We start from the raw sequence: 13,502 nt of genomic DNA on the forward strand, positions 1-13,502 counted from the left end.
AACCTCGCGTTCAGCGCGGGGATACAGCGCCCGTCTTCGTTTACAGGCTGTCGAGGAGAATGCCCCGGGGCTTGACCCCGAGGCGATTCACAATGTCGGTTCCGCCGGAGGAAGCACGACGGGCGGACTGGTACTTAAACCACTGTCATATTCAACCGAATCCCGAAATAAACAGAGCCTAATCCACGAACATAATGGACGACAGTGCTTCGGGAGAAACGCCCCACGTACCGAAAACGAGCGACTGTGACGGCGGGAACGGTGCCGACTGTGATGGTCGTGGCGGCTGTAAAACACAGCGCCGGAAAGTCCTTGCTGCCATCTCCGGCGCTGCGGCCGTCGGGACGGCCGGCTGCGTCGGGCTGTTCGAGGAACCCGAACATCTCCAGGAGCCCGAAGACCCGGCGGACGGCGAGGACGACGGCGAGGAGGACGACGGCGAGGAGGGCGACACCGGCGACGACGGTGAAGGTTACGACATCGAGTTCACCAACGAGGGCGAGACGATTCCGGTAGGCGAAGACGAGGAGCTGCTGTACGCCGGCCTGGATCAGGGCTGGGATCTCCCCTACCAGTGTGAGGTCGGCGTCTGCGGTCAGTGTACCGCGAAGGTCGACGGCGACGGGCACGAACTCGTCGAGATGACGTCCAACGACTACCTCGACGACGAGGAGATCGAGGAGGGCTACGTCCTCACCTGTACCGGCCAGCCCCGCGAGGAGTTCGCCATCGAGACGGGCGTCCACCCCGACGACGAGGACGACACCGAAGAGGAAGACGCTGTCGACGACGGAGAGCAGTACGACATCGAGTTCGTGAAGGAAGGCGAGACGATCCCGGTGAGCGAAGACGAGGAGCTGCTGTACGCCGGCCTGGATCAGGGCTGGGATCTTCCCTACCAGTGTGAAGTCGGCGTCTGTGGGCAGTGTACCGCGAAGGTCGACGGCGACGGGCACGAACTCGTCGAGATGACCGACAATCAGGTTCTCGACGACGACGAGATCGAGGAGGGCTACGTCCTCACCTGTACCGGCCAACCCCGCGAGGAGTTCGCCGTCGAGACGGACGAACATCCCTGATAGGGGTACGTCGCTCCGGCCGGTATAAGGGAGCGTCAATCGTCCAGTTACTGCTGCTCCAACCACACCACAACTTCGATTGCCACCTGATTTCTCGCCGCCTCGTTGTCGATCTTCGCCGTCCCGTCACCGCGCTGTGAACCATAGGCGCCGAACTGGGCGTGATTCATCCCGTCGATCTCGACGATCCGGGCCTCCGCCGGAAACAGCTCCCGGTTCCGGCGTTCGGCCTCCCGATCGAGAACCTCGTCTTCGGTTCCCAACACCGAAAGTGCCCGGAGGTCCGCGTCGGAACCGTCGCGATCGCAGTAGGACGCGAACAGGACGATCCCCTCGACCTCGTCCGGCTCCCCGACGGCGTACCGACAGGCCGCCACACCCCCCAGCGAGTGTCCGGCGACGTACCAGTCCCGGATCTCCGGCGCGGCGTCGCGGGCGGTCCCCGCGCGGTCGACGTCGAGGATCGGCAGGTTGTACGGCATCTTCGGGATCACGACTGCGACGTCGTCCCTGACGGCGATCTCGGCGGCGGTCGGGACGTAACTCTCCGGTGTGACCAATCCGCCCGGATACAGCACGATCCCGGTCGTGTTGGTTGAAACGGTTCCGGAGTGAACCAGGTGCCCGCCGACGGTATGGGCGACGGTCACGTTCGGATCGTCGTGAACAGCCGACAGCGCCACCCGGTCCGGGCCCTGGCCGAGTTCGAGGTACAGCCCCCCACCGGCCACCGCGAGAACGAGCACTCCCCCGACGAGCGCGATCGCAATGCTCCGACGCGTCCACGTCACGCGATCCAGTTCGTGGGGCGACAGCTTACCGTTTGTGCTGTTACCGAGTGTGACAGACCCACCACCGAATTCGGTGGTTTAAGTGGCGGGCCGAACCACCAGCAAGTATGCGATTCCGTCGGTTCCGAATCCCGCTTTTCCCGCGATGGGCTCGGCTGGCGCTTGTGGTTGCCGTAATGGGAACGATCCTGTACTTCTCCATCGTTCCGATGCCTGGCGGCGACGCCTTCAGAACCGGCCCGTTCGGGGTCCTCCCGTTCAGCAAGTGGATGCATCTCCTGGCGTACGGCGGGCTCGCGCTGGTGCTCGCGTACGCGCTGCAGGACTCCCCCCGCCCCGACTGGCAGATCCTGTCGGTCGTGTTCCTGATCACGGTGGGCTACGGGATCGGGATCGAACTCGTCCAGGCGACTGTTCCCGAGCGAACGTACAGCAGACTGGATATGGTTACCAACGCCGTCGGTCCAGCCGTCGCGGTCGGCCTGTGGCGTGTGGTCGTCCGGTACGTACGCTTTTACCGGATCCGGAAGCTCGAGGAGTTGCAACCCCCGGTGCAATAGCAACCGCACACGAGCGAAAGGGCCAACACCGTCCCGGCTGTTGGATCGACCGATGATCAGACAGGCTGTCGTTCCCGCGGCGGGGGACGGGACGCGGCTCCGTCCGCTCACTCGCGAGCGCCCGAAAGGGCTGCTCGCAGTCGACGGAACGCCGATTTTGACCCGGTGTTTCGACCAGTTGCTCGCGGCCGGGATAACAGAGGTCGTGGTCGTCGTCGGCTACCGGGCCAGCGACATCGTCGCCGAGTACGGCGACACGTATCGGGAGCTCGATCTCCAGTACGTCCACCAGCGGGACCGCCTCGGACTCGGTGACGCGGTGTCGCTTTCGGAACCGTTCGTGGACGGAGAGTTCTTGCTTGTAAACGGGGACAACGTGTTCGATCCGGCGTTCGATTTCGGTGACCTCCTCGACCGGCACGCCGAAAGCGACGCCGCAGTGACCGCACTCGCGGAACGACTGTCGCCCGAAGACGCGACCGAGACGGGGGTGTTCGAACCGGCCGGTGCCTTCGACGACGGTGCCGTCCGCGTCGAGGGCGTCGTAGAGAAGCCGGATGAGCCACCGTCGACGCTCGCCAGCGCGGGCTGTTACGTGCTCCCTGCGGAGATCTTTTCGGCGCTGTCGCTGCTCCGGCCGAGCGATCGCGGCGAGTACGAACTGTCCGACGCCGTCGACGTGCTCTGTGCGGCCGGCGCACGCGTGGAGGCGGTCGAACTCGCAGAGCTCGGCGGCTGGCGACAGAACGTCAACCGTCCGGCGGATCTCGATCGGGCGACCGAACGGGTCCGGGACCGATAGCCTGCTGGATGCCAGTCGGGCGAACGCAGGACGCCGTCAGTTCGTCTGGTCGCGCTCACTCACGACGATGTCGGTGTCGGCGGCGACGTGGACGGTCGCGTCGGTGGCCTCGGCGACGACTTCTCTCGCTTCGTCGGCGCGAGCTGCGGCGTCCGGATACAGGTGCGTCAAATACAGCCGATCGATGTCGGGATCCGCGGTCTCGAGCGCCTCGGAGAGCGCCTCCGGAGTCGGGTGGTTGTCCGGCTCACCACCCGACGGTCGAGCGCAGTCGTGGACGAGCACGTCGACCCCGTCGAAGAACCCGAGCAGGTTCGCGCTCGCCTCCGTGTCGCCGCTGAAGCCGAACCGGTTCTCGAACCGATACCCCACCCCCAGGCGGGAATGAACCGTCGGCACAACGGAGACGTCGATACCTCCCGCCCCCGGAACGGCGATTTCGCGCCGGTCCCCCGGCTCCTCACCGATCTCGAAGCAGGTCACGTCGACTCGGTCCGACTGCCCGTCGAGTTCGAACAGCGGAGCGACGTCGTCTGAGGTTCCCGGGGGGCCGACGATCGGCGTTATCGACTGATCGATCATCCATCGTGCTTTCACGATCCCCGGGAGATCCGAGACGTGATCGAGATGGGTGTGGGAAAGCAGGACGGCGTCGATTTCGGAGGGACCACGGCCGATCCCCGCGAGGCGGTGGAGGACGCCGCTCCCGCAGTCGACCAGCAGTGTCGATCCCTCCACGTCGACGAGCAGGCCGGTCTGGACGCGATCGCCGGTCGCGAGCGCGGCACCCGTCCCCAGAACCGTCACCCGCACACTGATCACCCGGCTTGTTCCCGGTCGTCGCCCGCATCCGCGGTCTCGGTCCGTTTCGACAGGTGTGTCGGTTCCCGCGATCCCGCCGACTCCTCCGGCTCCGATTCGGACGGCTCCGACTCGGGCGGCTCCGGCGGTTCGAACGCCGCCGCCAGCAGCCGAACGGGACGCGTCTCTTGCAGTTCACTCCAGGACCGCTCGTCGCGAGTCGCCAGCGCGCCGACGAGCAACAGCCCCACGAGGCCGACTCCGGCCGCCGTCGATGGCTCACCCGTGAGCAGCGTCACGATCAACCCGACCGCCGCGAGGACTGCGACGAACGCTCCACCGACCCGGAGAGGCGCCGCTGTGATGCGGTCGATCCCCGTCTTCAGGCCGGAGACGAATCGGGAACTGTCAGCCCACTCGGCACCACGTTCCAGGAGGAGATCGAGCAACCGGATGAACGGCCCGACCGTGTACGTCTCCCTGAGATCGATCACGACGACCTCCGGCTCCGGTTCTGCGGTGAGCCATCGGTAGAGCCACGAACCTTCGACGACGTCGGCGACCCGTTCGCCCGCGCTCGACGCGCGCCGACCGATGCCGACGACCGCAGACCGATCGGCCGTCCTCGAAAGCCACGAACGGACGCCGCGAAACCAGTCGGTCAGACTTTCGGAGCGCTCGTCGCCGGCGGGAGTTCCGTGATCAGTCATTCTCGGTTTCGTCTACGACGTGACACTGTCCCCGGCCAGTAAAGCGCTTTCCCTCCCAGCCGGGAGCGTGCCGACGGCTATATGGGTCCGGCGGTCGCTGGTCGGGAACGAGCATGCGACCGTACCCAAAGACGCCGGACATCGACGCCGTCGACGGGCTGTTCGAGGGGGGACACCTGTGGATCCGGGAGTGGATCGACGGCGCCCCGCTTCGGTTCCAGCTGCGACACTCCGGCGTCGTCAGGTTCGGGGACGGCAAACGGATTTTCGAGGACGACGACGTGCCGGGCGCGTATCGACACGCAGTGAGACACGTCCGGGAACGTCTCGACAGGGGGGCGCTGTCTGCGGCCGTCGACGACGTAGAGCGCGTGGTCCTGTTCGGCGTCGCGACCCACCGTCAGACCATCGAGTACGACTTCGATAGGCTGCCGTCCGTGCTGGGCGTCGAGGTGTGGTCGGCCGACGAGGGGCTCCTCCCGCCAGATGCCGCCGAACGAGTTTTCGAGCGCCTGGGGCTGGAGCCGGTCAACGCCGTCCGCAAGGAGCTCCCCCCGCGTGATTTCGATCCGTCACCCGACGGGATCCCGGACTCGAACTGGTACGACGGCCACGCAGCCGGGATCGAGATCCGGAACACCAGCGGTCCCCGGGGGAAGCTTCTCCATCCGGAGTTCGACAGCACGTCGGACTCGCCACCGGTGCCGATCACCGCACCCACTGGAGAGTTCGCCCGGGAGTACGCGACCGACACGAGACTCGACTGGATCGTGGGGCGGCTCGAAGCTCAGGGGACACCGGTGACAGTCGATTCCCTGTACGAACGACTGCTCGAGGACGCACTCAGGCGACATCACCGCCGGCTCCATCATCCCGAGTCGACAGTCGACCGTCGGGCCTTCCGGTCGGAGCTCGCCTCGATCGTCGGCGAGTATCTCGGCGAGTAGTCCTCCCAGAGGCTGTCGACCGTACAGAAGTTCAAAAGAACCCGGCGACGCCGACTGCCTCGGCGAGCGTGACCCCCGCCGCGAGGGACCCCAGCAGGTAGCCGCCGATGGCGCCGCCGTTCAAAAGCGGGAGGCCGGCGTGGGCCCGGCCGCGCATCACCCACCGGAGCAACACGAGCAGACCCAGGATCGTTCCAACCATCGCGCCGATCGCGGGAAGGTTCACCGCGATAATCGGGACCTCGTAGTTCGGGGCCGGCGAGAAGAACGCAGCGCTTGCGACCATGATCGCGGGCATCACCGCGTCGCCGAGCCCGATAAAGAACGCGTCCCGCTGTGGAGACTCGTCTTTCATCCCGTCGCTTCCCTCCGAATCCGACCCGTCGTCGCCGTTGCCTTCCGGGCCGGCGAAGTCGTCCTCCAGAAGCGAGTAGGAAAGCGAGAGCGGAACGACGAGGATCACCGGGATCCGAAGCTCCATGACCCCCTCCGCGAGCGAGAGCATGTGCTCGGTCCCGTAGACGCTGATCGCGTCGTACACCGCCAGCGCACTCAAAAGGAGGATACACGGGAGGAGTCCGAAACTGATCCCGAACAGCCCCGCTGCGCCGGCCCCCATCACGATTCCGGTAACGTCGATGACGTACCACTCCGGATGATACAGCAGTCCGAGAACGACCAGCACCGCCGGGATCAGCGCGAAGACTGGTGGGACCAGCACGCTGAAGACGTACCACGCGAGCATCCCGCCAGCGAACAGGACGAACCCGCGGACGACGCGGTCGAGGTTGTACTTGAACGCCGCGAGCATGAGGGCGGTCGCGACGAGGATGACGCCGAGATACAGGATACTGATAGCGGGGTCGTCGGGGTTTTCCACCGCCTGATAGCCGCTCTCGAAAAAGCCCGGAACGAGCGCCAGCGCACCGAGCTGGACGAGGAAGAAGATCGAGACGGCAAAGCCGACGGCAGGATACTCGCGGGGAACCATATTCTATCGCTCGGTGTCGAGACGTTTGTGGGTTTCCGTTCGCGTCCGTCGGAATCACGGATCACCGGACGTACAGCTTCTCGCCGACGAGATCGACCAGATCGGTCCGGTCGTCGGTCGCAACCGCGGCGTACGGTGCTGAAACCGGGCCGAACACGTCGACGACCCGCCCGACTCGGGAGAGCGACTCGTCGACGACCTCCGCACCGACCTCGGGCGGCTCGTCCGCGTCACACTGGATCACGGCCAGCCCCTGTGCAGTCCGTGAAACCGTGCCGAGCCGGCGCATCACTCCTCCCGAAGCAGGTTCAGGTACGCGGCCGTCGCCTGCACCAGATCGTTCTTCGAGGCGTCGGTCGCACCCTGGACCAGGACGCGACCCCGGGTACGGTACTCCCGGGAGTAGGCCTTGTCGCGTTCGATCACCGCGTCGTATCCGATCTGCTGTACCGCAGTGGCGATCTCGTCGACCGCCGGTTCCTCGAGGGCCTGTTCGACCGGGACGCGCCGTCCCTCGGATCGGGACAGCGCCGCGTCGAAGTACGCGGGCCACAGCACGTTCTCGACCATACGGACACGCCGACGGCCGGGCGTAATACCGTTTCGACTCGGGAGATCACTCCCGACCACCGCCGGTGGAGTCGTCACTCGCGCGCCAGGATGGGTCGTCACGCCTATACGCACGCCCCAGTAAAGACGAGTGAGCGATGAGTGACCGTCCCCAAGACGCAGACGGCAACACACTCGAGAGTGACGACGAACTCGACGGCGACGAATCCGAATGGCGGTTCGAGGTCGACGACGTCGGTCCCGACGGTGTCAAACGCGAAGGACGGTCGATCGAACCGGAGGGAATACACCTCGAGCACGCGCTGTTCGTCGTTCTCGGCGTCTTGATGGGGATCGGCGCGATCCTGGCGACGATCCTGTGATCACTCTTCGGTGTAGCCTTCCTGCCGCAGTATGACGACCATCGAAAGTCCGGACACCACAACCAGAATCAACGCCGGGATCGCGGCGTATCCGTGGAGGCCAGCCGACTCCGCCGCCCAGATCCGGGTCACCAGCGTTTCGAATCCAGTCGGACGCAACAGAAGCGTCGCCGGAAGCTCCTTCATGGTGGTGAGGAACACGAGCGCTGCGCCGGCGACGACCCCCGGCGCGATCAGCGGCAGCGTCACCTCCCGGAACGTGGCCGTCGACGACCGCCCGAGTGACCGAGACGCCTCGACCAGCTTCGGATCGACCTGCAGCATCGAGGTCCGGGTCGAACCCACGGACTGGGGGATGAACCGGACGACGTACGCGAACACTAAGATCGGGATCGACTGGTAGAGGAGCCCGCCGTAGTTCGCCCCGAAGAACACTAAGGCGAGTCCGATGACGATGCCGGGAACCGCGTAGCCGACGTAGGTCGCCCGTTCGAAGAGGAACCCGAGCCGCGAGTCGTACTGTGTCGCCAGATACGCAACCGGCAGCGCCGCGAGCCCCGCCACGACTGCCGCTGCAAGCGACACGGAAACGGAGTTGACGACGTATTCGAGCTGGAACTGGAAGCTCGCGGGAACGTCCGCCTGAGACGTCGCGAGCCACTGCAGGAACACGCCGACCGGGAGAACGATCGTGAAAAAGACGATCGCGGCACAGGCGGCCATGCCCACCCACTTCCATCGGCCCAGCGAGATCCGATGGGTTCCAGCGCGGGCGGTGTCACCGTGCATCGTCTCGTCGCCTCGGATCCGGGATTCGAGTGCGAGAATGAACACCGTCAACACCACGAGCTGCAGCGAGAGGAACGCCGCGTAATCGCCGCCGCCGAGCGACCGGTGTTCCAGGTAGATCTGCCGGGTGAACACCTCTGCCTGGAGAAACGCCGGCGTTCCGAAGTCGGAGACGGCGTACAGCGCGACCAGCAGCGCGCCGGCGACAACCGCGGGGCGGACGTGTGGAAACGTCACCCGTTTGAACGTCTCCCAGCGACCGTGGTTCAACATCCGTGCGGCCTCGACGAGCGACGTGTCGAACGTCTTCAGCGCTGCCCTAGTAGTCAGATACACGTACGGATACGTGTACAGCGTGATGATGAGGATCGCGCCGTGGAGACCGTAGATGGAGGGAACCGCCTCGACCCCGAACGGTTCGAGCAGGCTCTGGAGCTGTCCCCGCGGACTGAAAACCGCGATGAACGCGAACGCGCCGAGATAGCTGGGAACGGCAAGCGGAAGCGCGACGGCGATCGTCCAGAACCGCCGGAACGGGAGGTCGGTCCGAACGGTGAGATACGCCAACGGGACGCCGATTAACACCGACAGCCCTGTCACAACACCCATCAGGAGGAGACTGTTGAAAGCGATCTCGACCGTGCGGGCCCGAAAGACGATTCCCGCTGCACGGTCGAGGTTTACGCTGGCCGCGCGGAGCAGGATCCAGGAGACCGGAAGCAACATTGCGGCCGCGATCGCGCCACTGAGAAACGTAAGGCCCACCTGTCTGGCGTCAGGGCCGCCGTCCGTGGCTCCGGTCGTTCCGGATTCCGTTTCCGTTACACCCATGAGGTTATCTGTGGTTACTTCCGGACGTTTTTAGGGGTTCCTAACCGTGGTGACACTCTCTGGCGGGAGGCAAACGCCAATAGTCGACACCACGAAACGAGTCACCGCATCCCCACGTCCCGGAGCAGGTCGACCGCCGGCTCGATGTCCGCCAGTTCGTTGAGGTCGAACTCCGGCGGGTTGAGATCCTCGAGAGTCGGAAGGTCACCGACGTAGTCCACGCCGTCGATCACCGCGTACTCCTTGTTCGTGTCCACGAAGAACTCCTGCCCCTGGCGTCCCAGCAGATGCCGGATGAAGTCCTGGCCGAGCTCCCGTTCGTCGCTCGAATCGAGCACGGCTGCTCCCGAGACGTTGAACAGCGATCCGACGTCCCCCTCGGTGAAGGTGATACTCACTGGCGCGTCCGGCTGATCCGCGATCAACCGCCCGACGTAGTAGTGGTTCACGAGGCCGATCGACACCTCGCCGTCGGCCAGCGCGTTTGGTGTCGTGGATCCCCCCTCGTAATTATTGACGTCGGCCGCGAGCATGTCCTCGAGGAACTGTCGGGTCCTGTCGTCCCCGTTCTCGACCATCATCGCCCGAACGAAGCCGAGGAACGAGCCCGAATCGACCCGCCACCCCATCTCGCCGTGGAACCGGTCCGCTTCTGGATACGCAAACAGATCCGTCGGCAGATCCCCAGCGTCCCATGTGTCCGTGTTGTACGCGATACACCGCGTCCGACCCGAGACGCCCGTCCAGGTCCCCTCCGGGTCCCGCCAGCTCCCGGGGACCGTCTCCAGGATGTCGTCGGTGAGATCGACAGTCCGGCCGAGCGCTTTGAGTGCTCCGAGCGTCCCGGAATCCTGTGTGTAGAGGACGTCCGCGGGGCTGTTTTCTCCCTCCTCGTCGATTGCACGGAGATGGGTTTCGTTGTCCTCGTACCGGACGTTGATCGTGAGATCGTCGTAATAGGACTCAATTTCCGTCAGCACGGGTCCGATCTGTGCCTCGCGCCGACCGGAGTAGACGGTGAGTTCCCCGTGGAGGTCGGGCAGCTCTTCCCAGTCAGTTCCTTCAGGAGAGACGCCCGGCCCGTCGTAGTTTCGTTCGTAGGTCGCCTCCCCGTCTCCCCCGAGACAGCCGGCCAGGCCGATTCCGACCGCCGTCGCCCCCGCCGCGAGGAACTGCCGTCGACTCCCCCAGCCCGCAATCCTGGAGGAGAGATTCGATCGCCGTTCGTCGACGATATCGTCGGTTTCGGCGTCGGTACAGCCACTTTCACCAGCTTCACGCTGTCGCATACGTAGTTTTAGGCCGGCCTAAAACTAAAAGAGTTCCGCTCGTTCCCACGCGAGGGAAATCGTTTAGGTTTCCCTAAAAAGGCGTTGGCGGTTCTCATTCGTAGAGAACGATCCGCCCCGGAGACCCCTCACTCGACCCGTTCGGCGACGCCGACGAGGCTACTTCCAGCAGTGACAGTCGGCTCCCGGGTGACCGAATACAGGATTCCTTCCCGATCGGCCTTCACCGCTTGGAGTTCCTCGTATGTCGTCGGATGGTACAGTGTCCCCAGTCGGTCGCCCGGGGACACTTCCCGACCCAGCGTCGCCACGTCGGCGGGGCGGAACAGCCCCGAGTCCGTCGCCCGGATCCGCCCGAGATGGTTTCGTGCGACGGTGCCGTCCCACGGCTGCGGCTCCCCGGTGAGGATCCCGACCTCCCTGAGCACCTCGAGGATGCCGTCGACGCCGGCCTCGATTGCGGGTTCGACCAGTTGTCTGTTGTGGGCCAGTTCCGGCGTGATCGTCGGGATCCCCTCCCGGGTGGCGGCGACCCGGAACTTGCCCGCGAACGACCGCTGGTCCCACTCCGTGTCGGCGTCGTCGCCGGCCGGCTCCGCAAGCAGGAGGTCCGTTCCGAACGCCTCAGCGAGCCGCCGACACGACGGTTCCCCCTCGTAATACACCGTGTGGATCAGCGTGTCCGGGCTACCCGTATGAAGGTCGACGGCGTAGTCGGCCCGGCCGGCGTACTCCCACAGGCGATCGGCCATCCGTTCGTGAACGGTACCCTCCGGGTCGCCCGGCCACACACGGTTCATGTTGGAGTTGACCGGATCGATGGGTTCGGGCGTGACGTACGCGACCCGGTCGAAAGTGAGCGGATCCGCGATCGGGACGGCGACGACAGTCCCGTCGAGGTCTGCCTCGAGAAGCGTTCCGTGGAGCCGGCGCAGAACCTCGGTGCCGTTCACCTCGCGGCCGTGCTGGGCTGCCTGGACGTAGACGACGGGTTCGCCGTCGCCGTACGTGTGGATTGTCGTCGAAAGCGGCACGCCGGAGGGAAGCCGGGCGAGCGTCAGCGTCTCGGCGGTGTGCATATCTGCCGGTCGTCCCGACGGCTTTTGTACCCAGTGAACTTCGGTGGGGTCCGAACCGACGCGCCGTCGACCACGCTAGGAGGGTTCCGAGACGACCTCGAACGCGTCGAGGACCCGCTTTACCTGGGCTCCGTCCTCCAGAAACACGATCGTCCGAGGCGGATGGACCGCCTTCGGACGCACTCGCAGGCCCCGCTCGCGAGCCGTGCGGGCGACAGCGTCCGGGTTGACCCGGAACTCCACGTACGCACGGTCCGGCTGCACGGACACCTCAGCGACGGTTCGGCCGTCGGTCCGTTCGACGGCGTAGCCGAACGCACCGTCGACGGACGGCTCGACGTCGACCTCGGCGTCGACGACGGCCAGCTTACGGATCGGGCCTGTTCCCCCGGTGAGTTCCGAGGCGAGAAGCTCTGCGATCCGCGGGCCGTCGGAGAGCCGGTCGTCGACCATCAGCGCTCCTCCCCCACGAGGTCGCTTCGCGCGCGCTCGGCGATGCCGTCGAGTTGGATCCCGTGCTCGCGCGCAACGAGTATCGCAGCCGCCTCGTTCGCCACGCCGAGCCGTCGCTGTCGGTCGTTGATGGCGGCGACGGCGTCCCGTTTTTCGACTCCCGCGTCGACCAGGGACTCGAGCACCCGTTCGAACGTGGACTGCTCTCTGAGGATCGACTCGTCGGGGACGAACCCCTCCGGCACCTCGACGTCGGCTGGATCGAACCGGGCACGAAGCGCCCCTTCCTCCTCCGCGAGCAGACCGCGCCCCTGAGCGATATCGACGAGCCGCTTGGCCTGATCGGGCGAAAACCAGTCGCGATCCAGCGAGAGGGCGACGACGAACTCCCCCTCCCCCAGCCGATCGGTTCCCTCCTGACGGAACGGGACCGCGACTGCGATTTCGAGACTCATTGAACGATGGACCGATGTACGTGCAGGGTTATGATTGATACGGATCGACCGCGAGCGACGCGGGTATTGGGGCCTGAAAGTACGGTGTATGAATGCGGACGCCCCGAGATTGCCCGGCGTTCCGACCCGGGTAGTCCCGGTCGTCTCCTCCACCCCGCGACCCGACGAGCGACGGGCGTTCGACGGTGGGCTGCTCGCTTCCGCGCCTGACCCGCTGCCGCCGACCAACCGCGGCGGACCGCCCCTGCGGGCGGGCACCGCGGACCGCTGTCCCCGTCGGACGAGGCTTCCACGTCGACTTCCGGGGCCCGCGTCGGTCTGACCGGACGCCCCCGGATTTCGGCCCCCGCTAAAGACTCTCTCACGGGTTTCGAGCGGGGCCTAACCGCCCAGCCTAGTCCATACGGGAGTACACCGGAGTCACATAAGGGCCTTTCGTCTGGCGTCCGACCGATGGGCTGACTGACCTCGGCTGTGAGACGAAGCGGTTCCGGCTGTGCTTATAAATAGTCGCCGTTCGAACTACCGAACATGAGTTCGCTCCTGGATCGCGTCGTGATCCCGGTGGCCGGCCCCGAGGACGCGGCCAACACCTACGAGTCGTTCAGGCCGCGGGTCGTCGATCCGGACGGGACCGTCGACACCGACGTAGAAATCTACGTCGTCTACGTCGTCAAGAAAGCAGGCGGCGCGCCCGACAAAGCGAGCGTCGTACAGCGAGAAGAGCACGCAGAGGACGCGTTCGAGCGGTTCGAAATGCTCGCAGGAGAGGACGGACTCGAGATCGAATCGGAGATCCGCTACGGAACCGACGTCGCAGACGCGATCCTCGAGTACGCCGACGAACTCGACGCTTCCGCGATCGCGTTCACCTCCAGGGGGACCGGAACGTGGCTGAACCTGATAACCGGCGGCGTTCGAAGCTCCCTGCTTTTGAACGCCGACCGGCCGATCGTGGTGTTGCCGACCGACATGGAGGAGTAGTTCGACCGC

At 65.5% G+C, this 13,502-nt stretch carries 17 protein-coding genes and 1 other RNA gene; 6 read left to right on the forward strand and 12 right to left on the reverse strand.

The annotated features are described in order from the left end of the window. The first annotated feature begins 194 nt into the window (after positions 1-194). Complete coding sequence (locus tag RH858_RS04805; RefSeq protein ID WP_303650972.1) at positions 195-1,079, forward strand: 2Fe-2S iron-sulfur cluster-binding protein; 885 nt, start codon at positions 195-197, stop codon at positions 1,077-1,079. 47 nt (positions 1,080-1,126) lie between these two features. Here the strand turns inward: RH858_RS04805 and RH858_RS04810 are convergent, their stop codons facing one another. Then, positions 1,127-1,870: an alpha/beta hydrolase gene (locus RH858_RS04810; RefSeq protein WP_310561251.1), complete on the reverse strand. Its 744-nt coding sequence runs from the start codon at positions 1,868-1,870 to the stop codon at positions 1,127-1,129. Between the two features lie 107 nt (positions 1,871-1,977). Here RH858_RS04810 and RH858_RS04815 point away from each other — a divergent pair, with 107 nt between their 5' ends. Together RH858_RS04815 and RH858_RS04820 are read left to right on the forward strand one after the other, a co-directional pair. Continuing rightward, the gene (locus tag RH858_RS04815; RefSeq protein WP_310561252.1) at positions 1,978-2,430 is read left to right on the forward strand and encodes a VanZ family protein; all 453 of its coding nucleotides are present in this window, start codon (positions 1,978-1,980) and stop codon (positions 2,428-2,430) included. A 52-nt stretch (positions 2,431-2,482) separates the two neighbouring features. Then, entirely contained in the window at positions 2,483-3,232 is a 750-nt protein-coding gene (locus RH858_RS04820; protein WP_310561253.1) for a sugar phosphate nucleotidyltransferase, read from the forward strand. 36 nt (positions 3,233-3,268) lie between these two features. On the opposite strand, the gene RH858_RS04825 is transcribed toward RH858_RS04820, so the two are convergent. Both RH858_RS04825 and RH858_RS04830 read right to left on the reverse strand, forming a co-directional pair. After that, on the reverse strand, positions 3,269-4,054 hold the full coding sequence (locus tag RH858_RS04825) for an MBL fold metallo-hydrolase (RefSeq protein ID WP_310561254.1): 786 nt from the start codon (positions 4,052-4,054) through the stop codon (positions 3,269-3,271). Next, positions 4,051-4,743 (reverse strand): hypothetical protein, encoded by a 693-nt coding sequence (locus RH858_RS04830; RefSeq protein ID WP_310561256.1) that lies wholly within the window; start codon positions 4,741-4,743, stop codon positions 4,051-4,053. Before RH858_RS04830 ends, RH858_RS04825 begins: the two co-directional genes overlap by 4 nt. 113 nt (positions 4,744-4,856) lie before the next feature. Between RH858_RS04830 and RH858_RS04835 the strand changes: the two genes are divergently transcribed. Further along, positions 4,857-5,690, forward strand: a complete 834-nt coding sequence (locus tag RH858_RS04835) for a hypothetical protein (protein ID WP_310561257.1) — start codon at positions 4,857-4,859, stop codon at positions 5,688-5,690. A gap of 31 nt (positions 5,691-5,721) precedes the next feature. Here RH858_RS04835 and RH858_RS04840 read toward each other — a convergent pair whose 3' ends face one another. The 3 genes from RH858_RS04840 to srp19 all read right to left on the reverse strand — a co-directional run bounded on the left by RH858_RS04840 (position 5,722) and on the right by srp19 (position 7,251). Further along, positions 5,722-6,681, reverse strand: a complete 960-nt coding sequence (locus RH858_RS04840; RefSeq protein ID WP_259535986.1) for a presenilin family intramembrane aspartyl protease PSH — start codon at positions 6,679-6,681, stop codon at positions 5,722-5,724. Between the two features lie 61 nt (positions 6,682-6,742). Continuing rightward, positions 6,743-6,970 (reverse strand): Gar1/Naf1 family protein, encoded by a 228-nt coding sequence (locus RH858_RS04845; protein ID WP_259535984.1) that lies wholly within the window; start codon positions 6,968-6,970, stop codon positions 6,743-6,745. Then, complete coding sequence (gene srp19 / locus RH858_RS04850; RefSeq protein ID WP_259535981.1) at positions 6,970-7,251, reverse strand: signal recognition particle subunit SRP19; 282 nt, start codon at positions 7,249-7,251, stop codon at positions 6,970-6,972. The genes RH858_RS04845 and srp19 overlap by 1 nt, the downstream gene beginning before the upstream one ends. A 137-nt stretch (positions 7,252-7,388) precedes the next feature. Here srp19 and RH858_RS04855 point away from each other — a divergent pair, with 137 nt between their 5' ends. Next, positions 7,389-7,613 carry a hypothetical protein gene (locus tag RH858_RS04855; RefSeq protein ID WP_259535979.1) on the forward strand — a complete coding sequence of 75 codons (225 nt, stop codon included), beginning with the start codon at positions 7,389-7,391 and terminating at the stop codon, positions 7,611-7,613. Here the strand turns inward: RH858_RS04855 and RH858_RS04860 are convergent, their stop codons facing one another. The 6 genes from RH858_RS04860 to ffs form a co-directional block, all read right to left on the reverse strand. Then, positions 7,614-9,233, reverse strand: coding sequence for an iron ABC transporter permease (locus RH858_RS04860; RefSeq protein WP_259535977.1), 1,620 nt, complete (start codon positions 9,231-9,233; stop codon positions 7,614-7,616). A 101-nt stretch (positions 9,234-9,334) separates the two neighbouring features. Next, a complete protein-coding gene (locus tag RH858_RS04865; RefSeq protein ID WP_259535976.1) occupies positions 9,335-10,522 on the reverse strand; it encodes a substrate-binding domain-containing protein in 1,188 nt (395 codons plus the stop codon). Between the two features lie 128 nt (positions 10,523-10,650). After that, a complete protein-coding gene (locus RH858_RS04870; RefSeq protein ID WP_259535974.1) occupies positions 10,651-11,601 on the reverse strand; it encodes a succinylglutamate desuccinylase/aspartoacylase family protein in 951 nt (316 codons plus the stop codon). 75 nt (positions 11,602-11,676) lie between these two features. After that, a complete protein-coding gene (locus tag RH858_RS04875) occupies positions 11,677-12,054 on the reverse strand; it encodes a hypothetical protein (protein ID WP_259535972.1) in 378 nt (125 codons plus the stop codon). Further along, positions 12,054-12,509, reverse strand: a complete 456-nt coding sequence (locus tag RH858_RS04880; RefSeq protein ID WP_259535970.1) for a DUF2240 family protein — start codon at positions 12,507-12,509, stop codon at positions 12,054-12,056. The genes RH858_RS04875 and RH858_RS04880 overlap by 1 nt, the downstream gene beginning before the upstream one ends. Before the next feature lie 92 nt (positions 12,510-12,601). Continuing rightward, positions 12,602-12,914: signal recognition particle sRNA (gene ffs, locus RH858_RS04885), an RNA gene on the reverse strand. A gap of 126 nt (positions 12,915-13,040) precedes the next feature. Here ffs and RH858_RS04890 point away from each other — a divergent pair. Beyond that, positions 13,041-13,493: a universal stress protein gene (locus tag RH858_RS04890; protein ID WP_310561259.1), complete on the forward strand. Its 453-nt coding sequence runs from the start codon at positions 13,041-13,043 to the stop codon at positions 13,491-13,493. Positions 13,494-13,502: the final 9 nt, after the last annotated feature.

It is taken from the genome of Halalkaliarchaeum sp. AArc-GB (assembly GCF_031432225.1).
Lineage (GTDB): Archaea > Halobacteriota > Halobacteria > Halobacteriales > Haloferacaceae > Halalkaliarchaeum.

Excerpts from the sequence above, each read along its gene's own strand:
- RH858_RS04805 (WP_303650972.1), top strand. The coding sequence starts at position 195 with ATGGACGACAGTGCTTCGGGAGAAACGCCCCACGTACCGAAAACGAGC.
- RH858_RS04815 (WP_310561252.1), top strand. The coding sequence starts at position 1,978 with ATGCGATTCCGTCGGTTCCGAATCCCGCTTTTCCCGCGATGGGCTCGG.
- RH858_RS04820 (WP_310561253.1), top strand. The coding sequence starts at position 2,483 with ATGATCAGACAGGCTGTCGTTCCCGCGGCGGGGGACGGGACGCGGCTC.
- RH858_RS04830 (WP_310561256.1), bottom strand. The coding sequence starts at position 4,743 with ATGACTGATCACGGAACTCCCGCCGGCGACGAGCGCTCCGAAAGTCTG.
- RH858_RS04835 (WP_310561257.1), top strand. The coding sequence starts at position 4,857 with ATGCGACCGTACCCAAAGACGCCGGACATCGACGCCGTCGACGGGCTG.
- RH858_RS04840 (WP_259535986.1), bottom strand. The coding sequence starts at position 6,681 with ATGGTTCCCCGCGAGTATCCTGCCGTCGGCTTTGCCGTCTCGATCTTC.
- RH858_RS04845 (WP_259535984.1), bottom strand. The coding sequence starts at position 6,970 with ATGCGCCGGCTCGGCACGGTTTCACGGACTGCACAGGGGCTGGCCGTG.
- srp19 (WP_259535981.1), bottom strand. The coding sequence starts at position 7,251 with ATGGTCGAGAACGTGCTGTGGCCCGCGTACTTCGACGCGGCGCTGTCC.
- RH858_RS04855 (WP_259535979.1), top strand. The coding sequence starts at position 7,389 with ATGAGTGACCGTCCCCAAGACGCAGACGGCAACACACTCGAGAGTGAC.
- RH858_RS04860 (WP_259535977.1), bottom strand. The coding sequence starts at position 9,233 with ATGGGTGTAACGGAAACGGAATCCGGAACGACCGGAGCCACGGACGGC.
- RH858_RS04865 (WP_259535976.1), bottom strand. The coding sequence starts at position 10,522 with ATGCGACAGCGTGAAGCTGGTGAAAGTGGCTGTACCGACGCCGAAACC.
- RH858_RS04870 (WP_259535974.1), bottom strand. The coding sequence starts at position 11,601 with ATGCACACCGCCGAGACGCTGACGCTCGCCCGGCTTCCCTCCGGCGTG.
- RH858_RS04875 (WP_259535972.1), bottom strand. The coding sequence starts at position 12,054 with ATGGTCGACGACCGGCTCTCCGACGGCCCGCGGATCGCAGAGCTTCTC.
- RH858_RS04880 (WP_259535970.1), bottom strand. The coding sequence starts at position 12,509 with ATGAGTCTCGAAATCGCAGTCGCGGTCCCGTTCCGTCAGGAGGGAACC.
- RH858_RS04890 (WP_310561259.1), top strand. The coding sequence starts at position 13,041 with ATGAGTTCGCTCCTGGATCGCGTCGTGATCCCGGTGGCCGGCCCCGAG.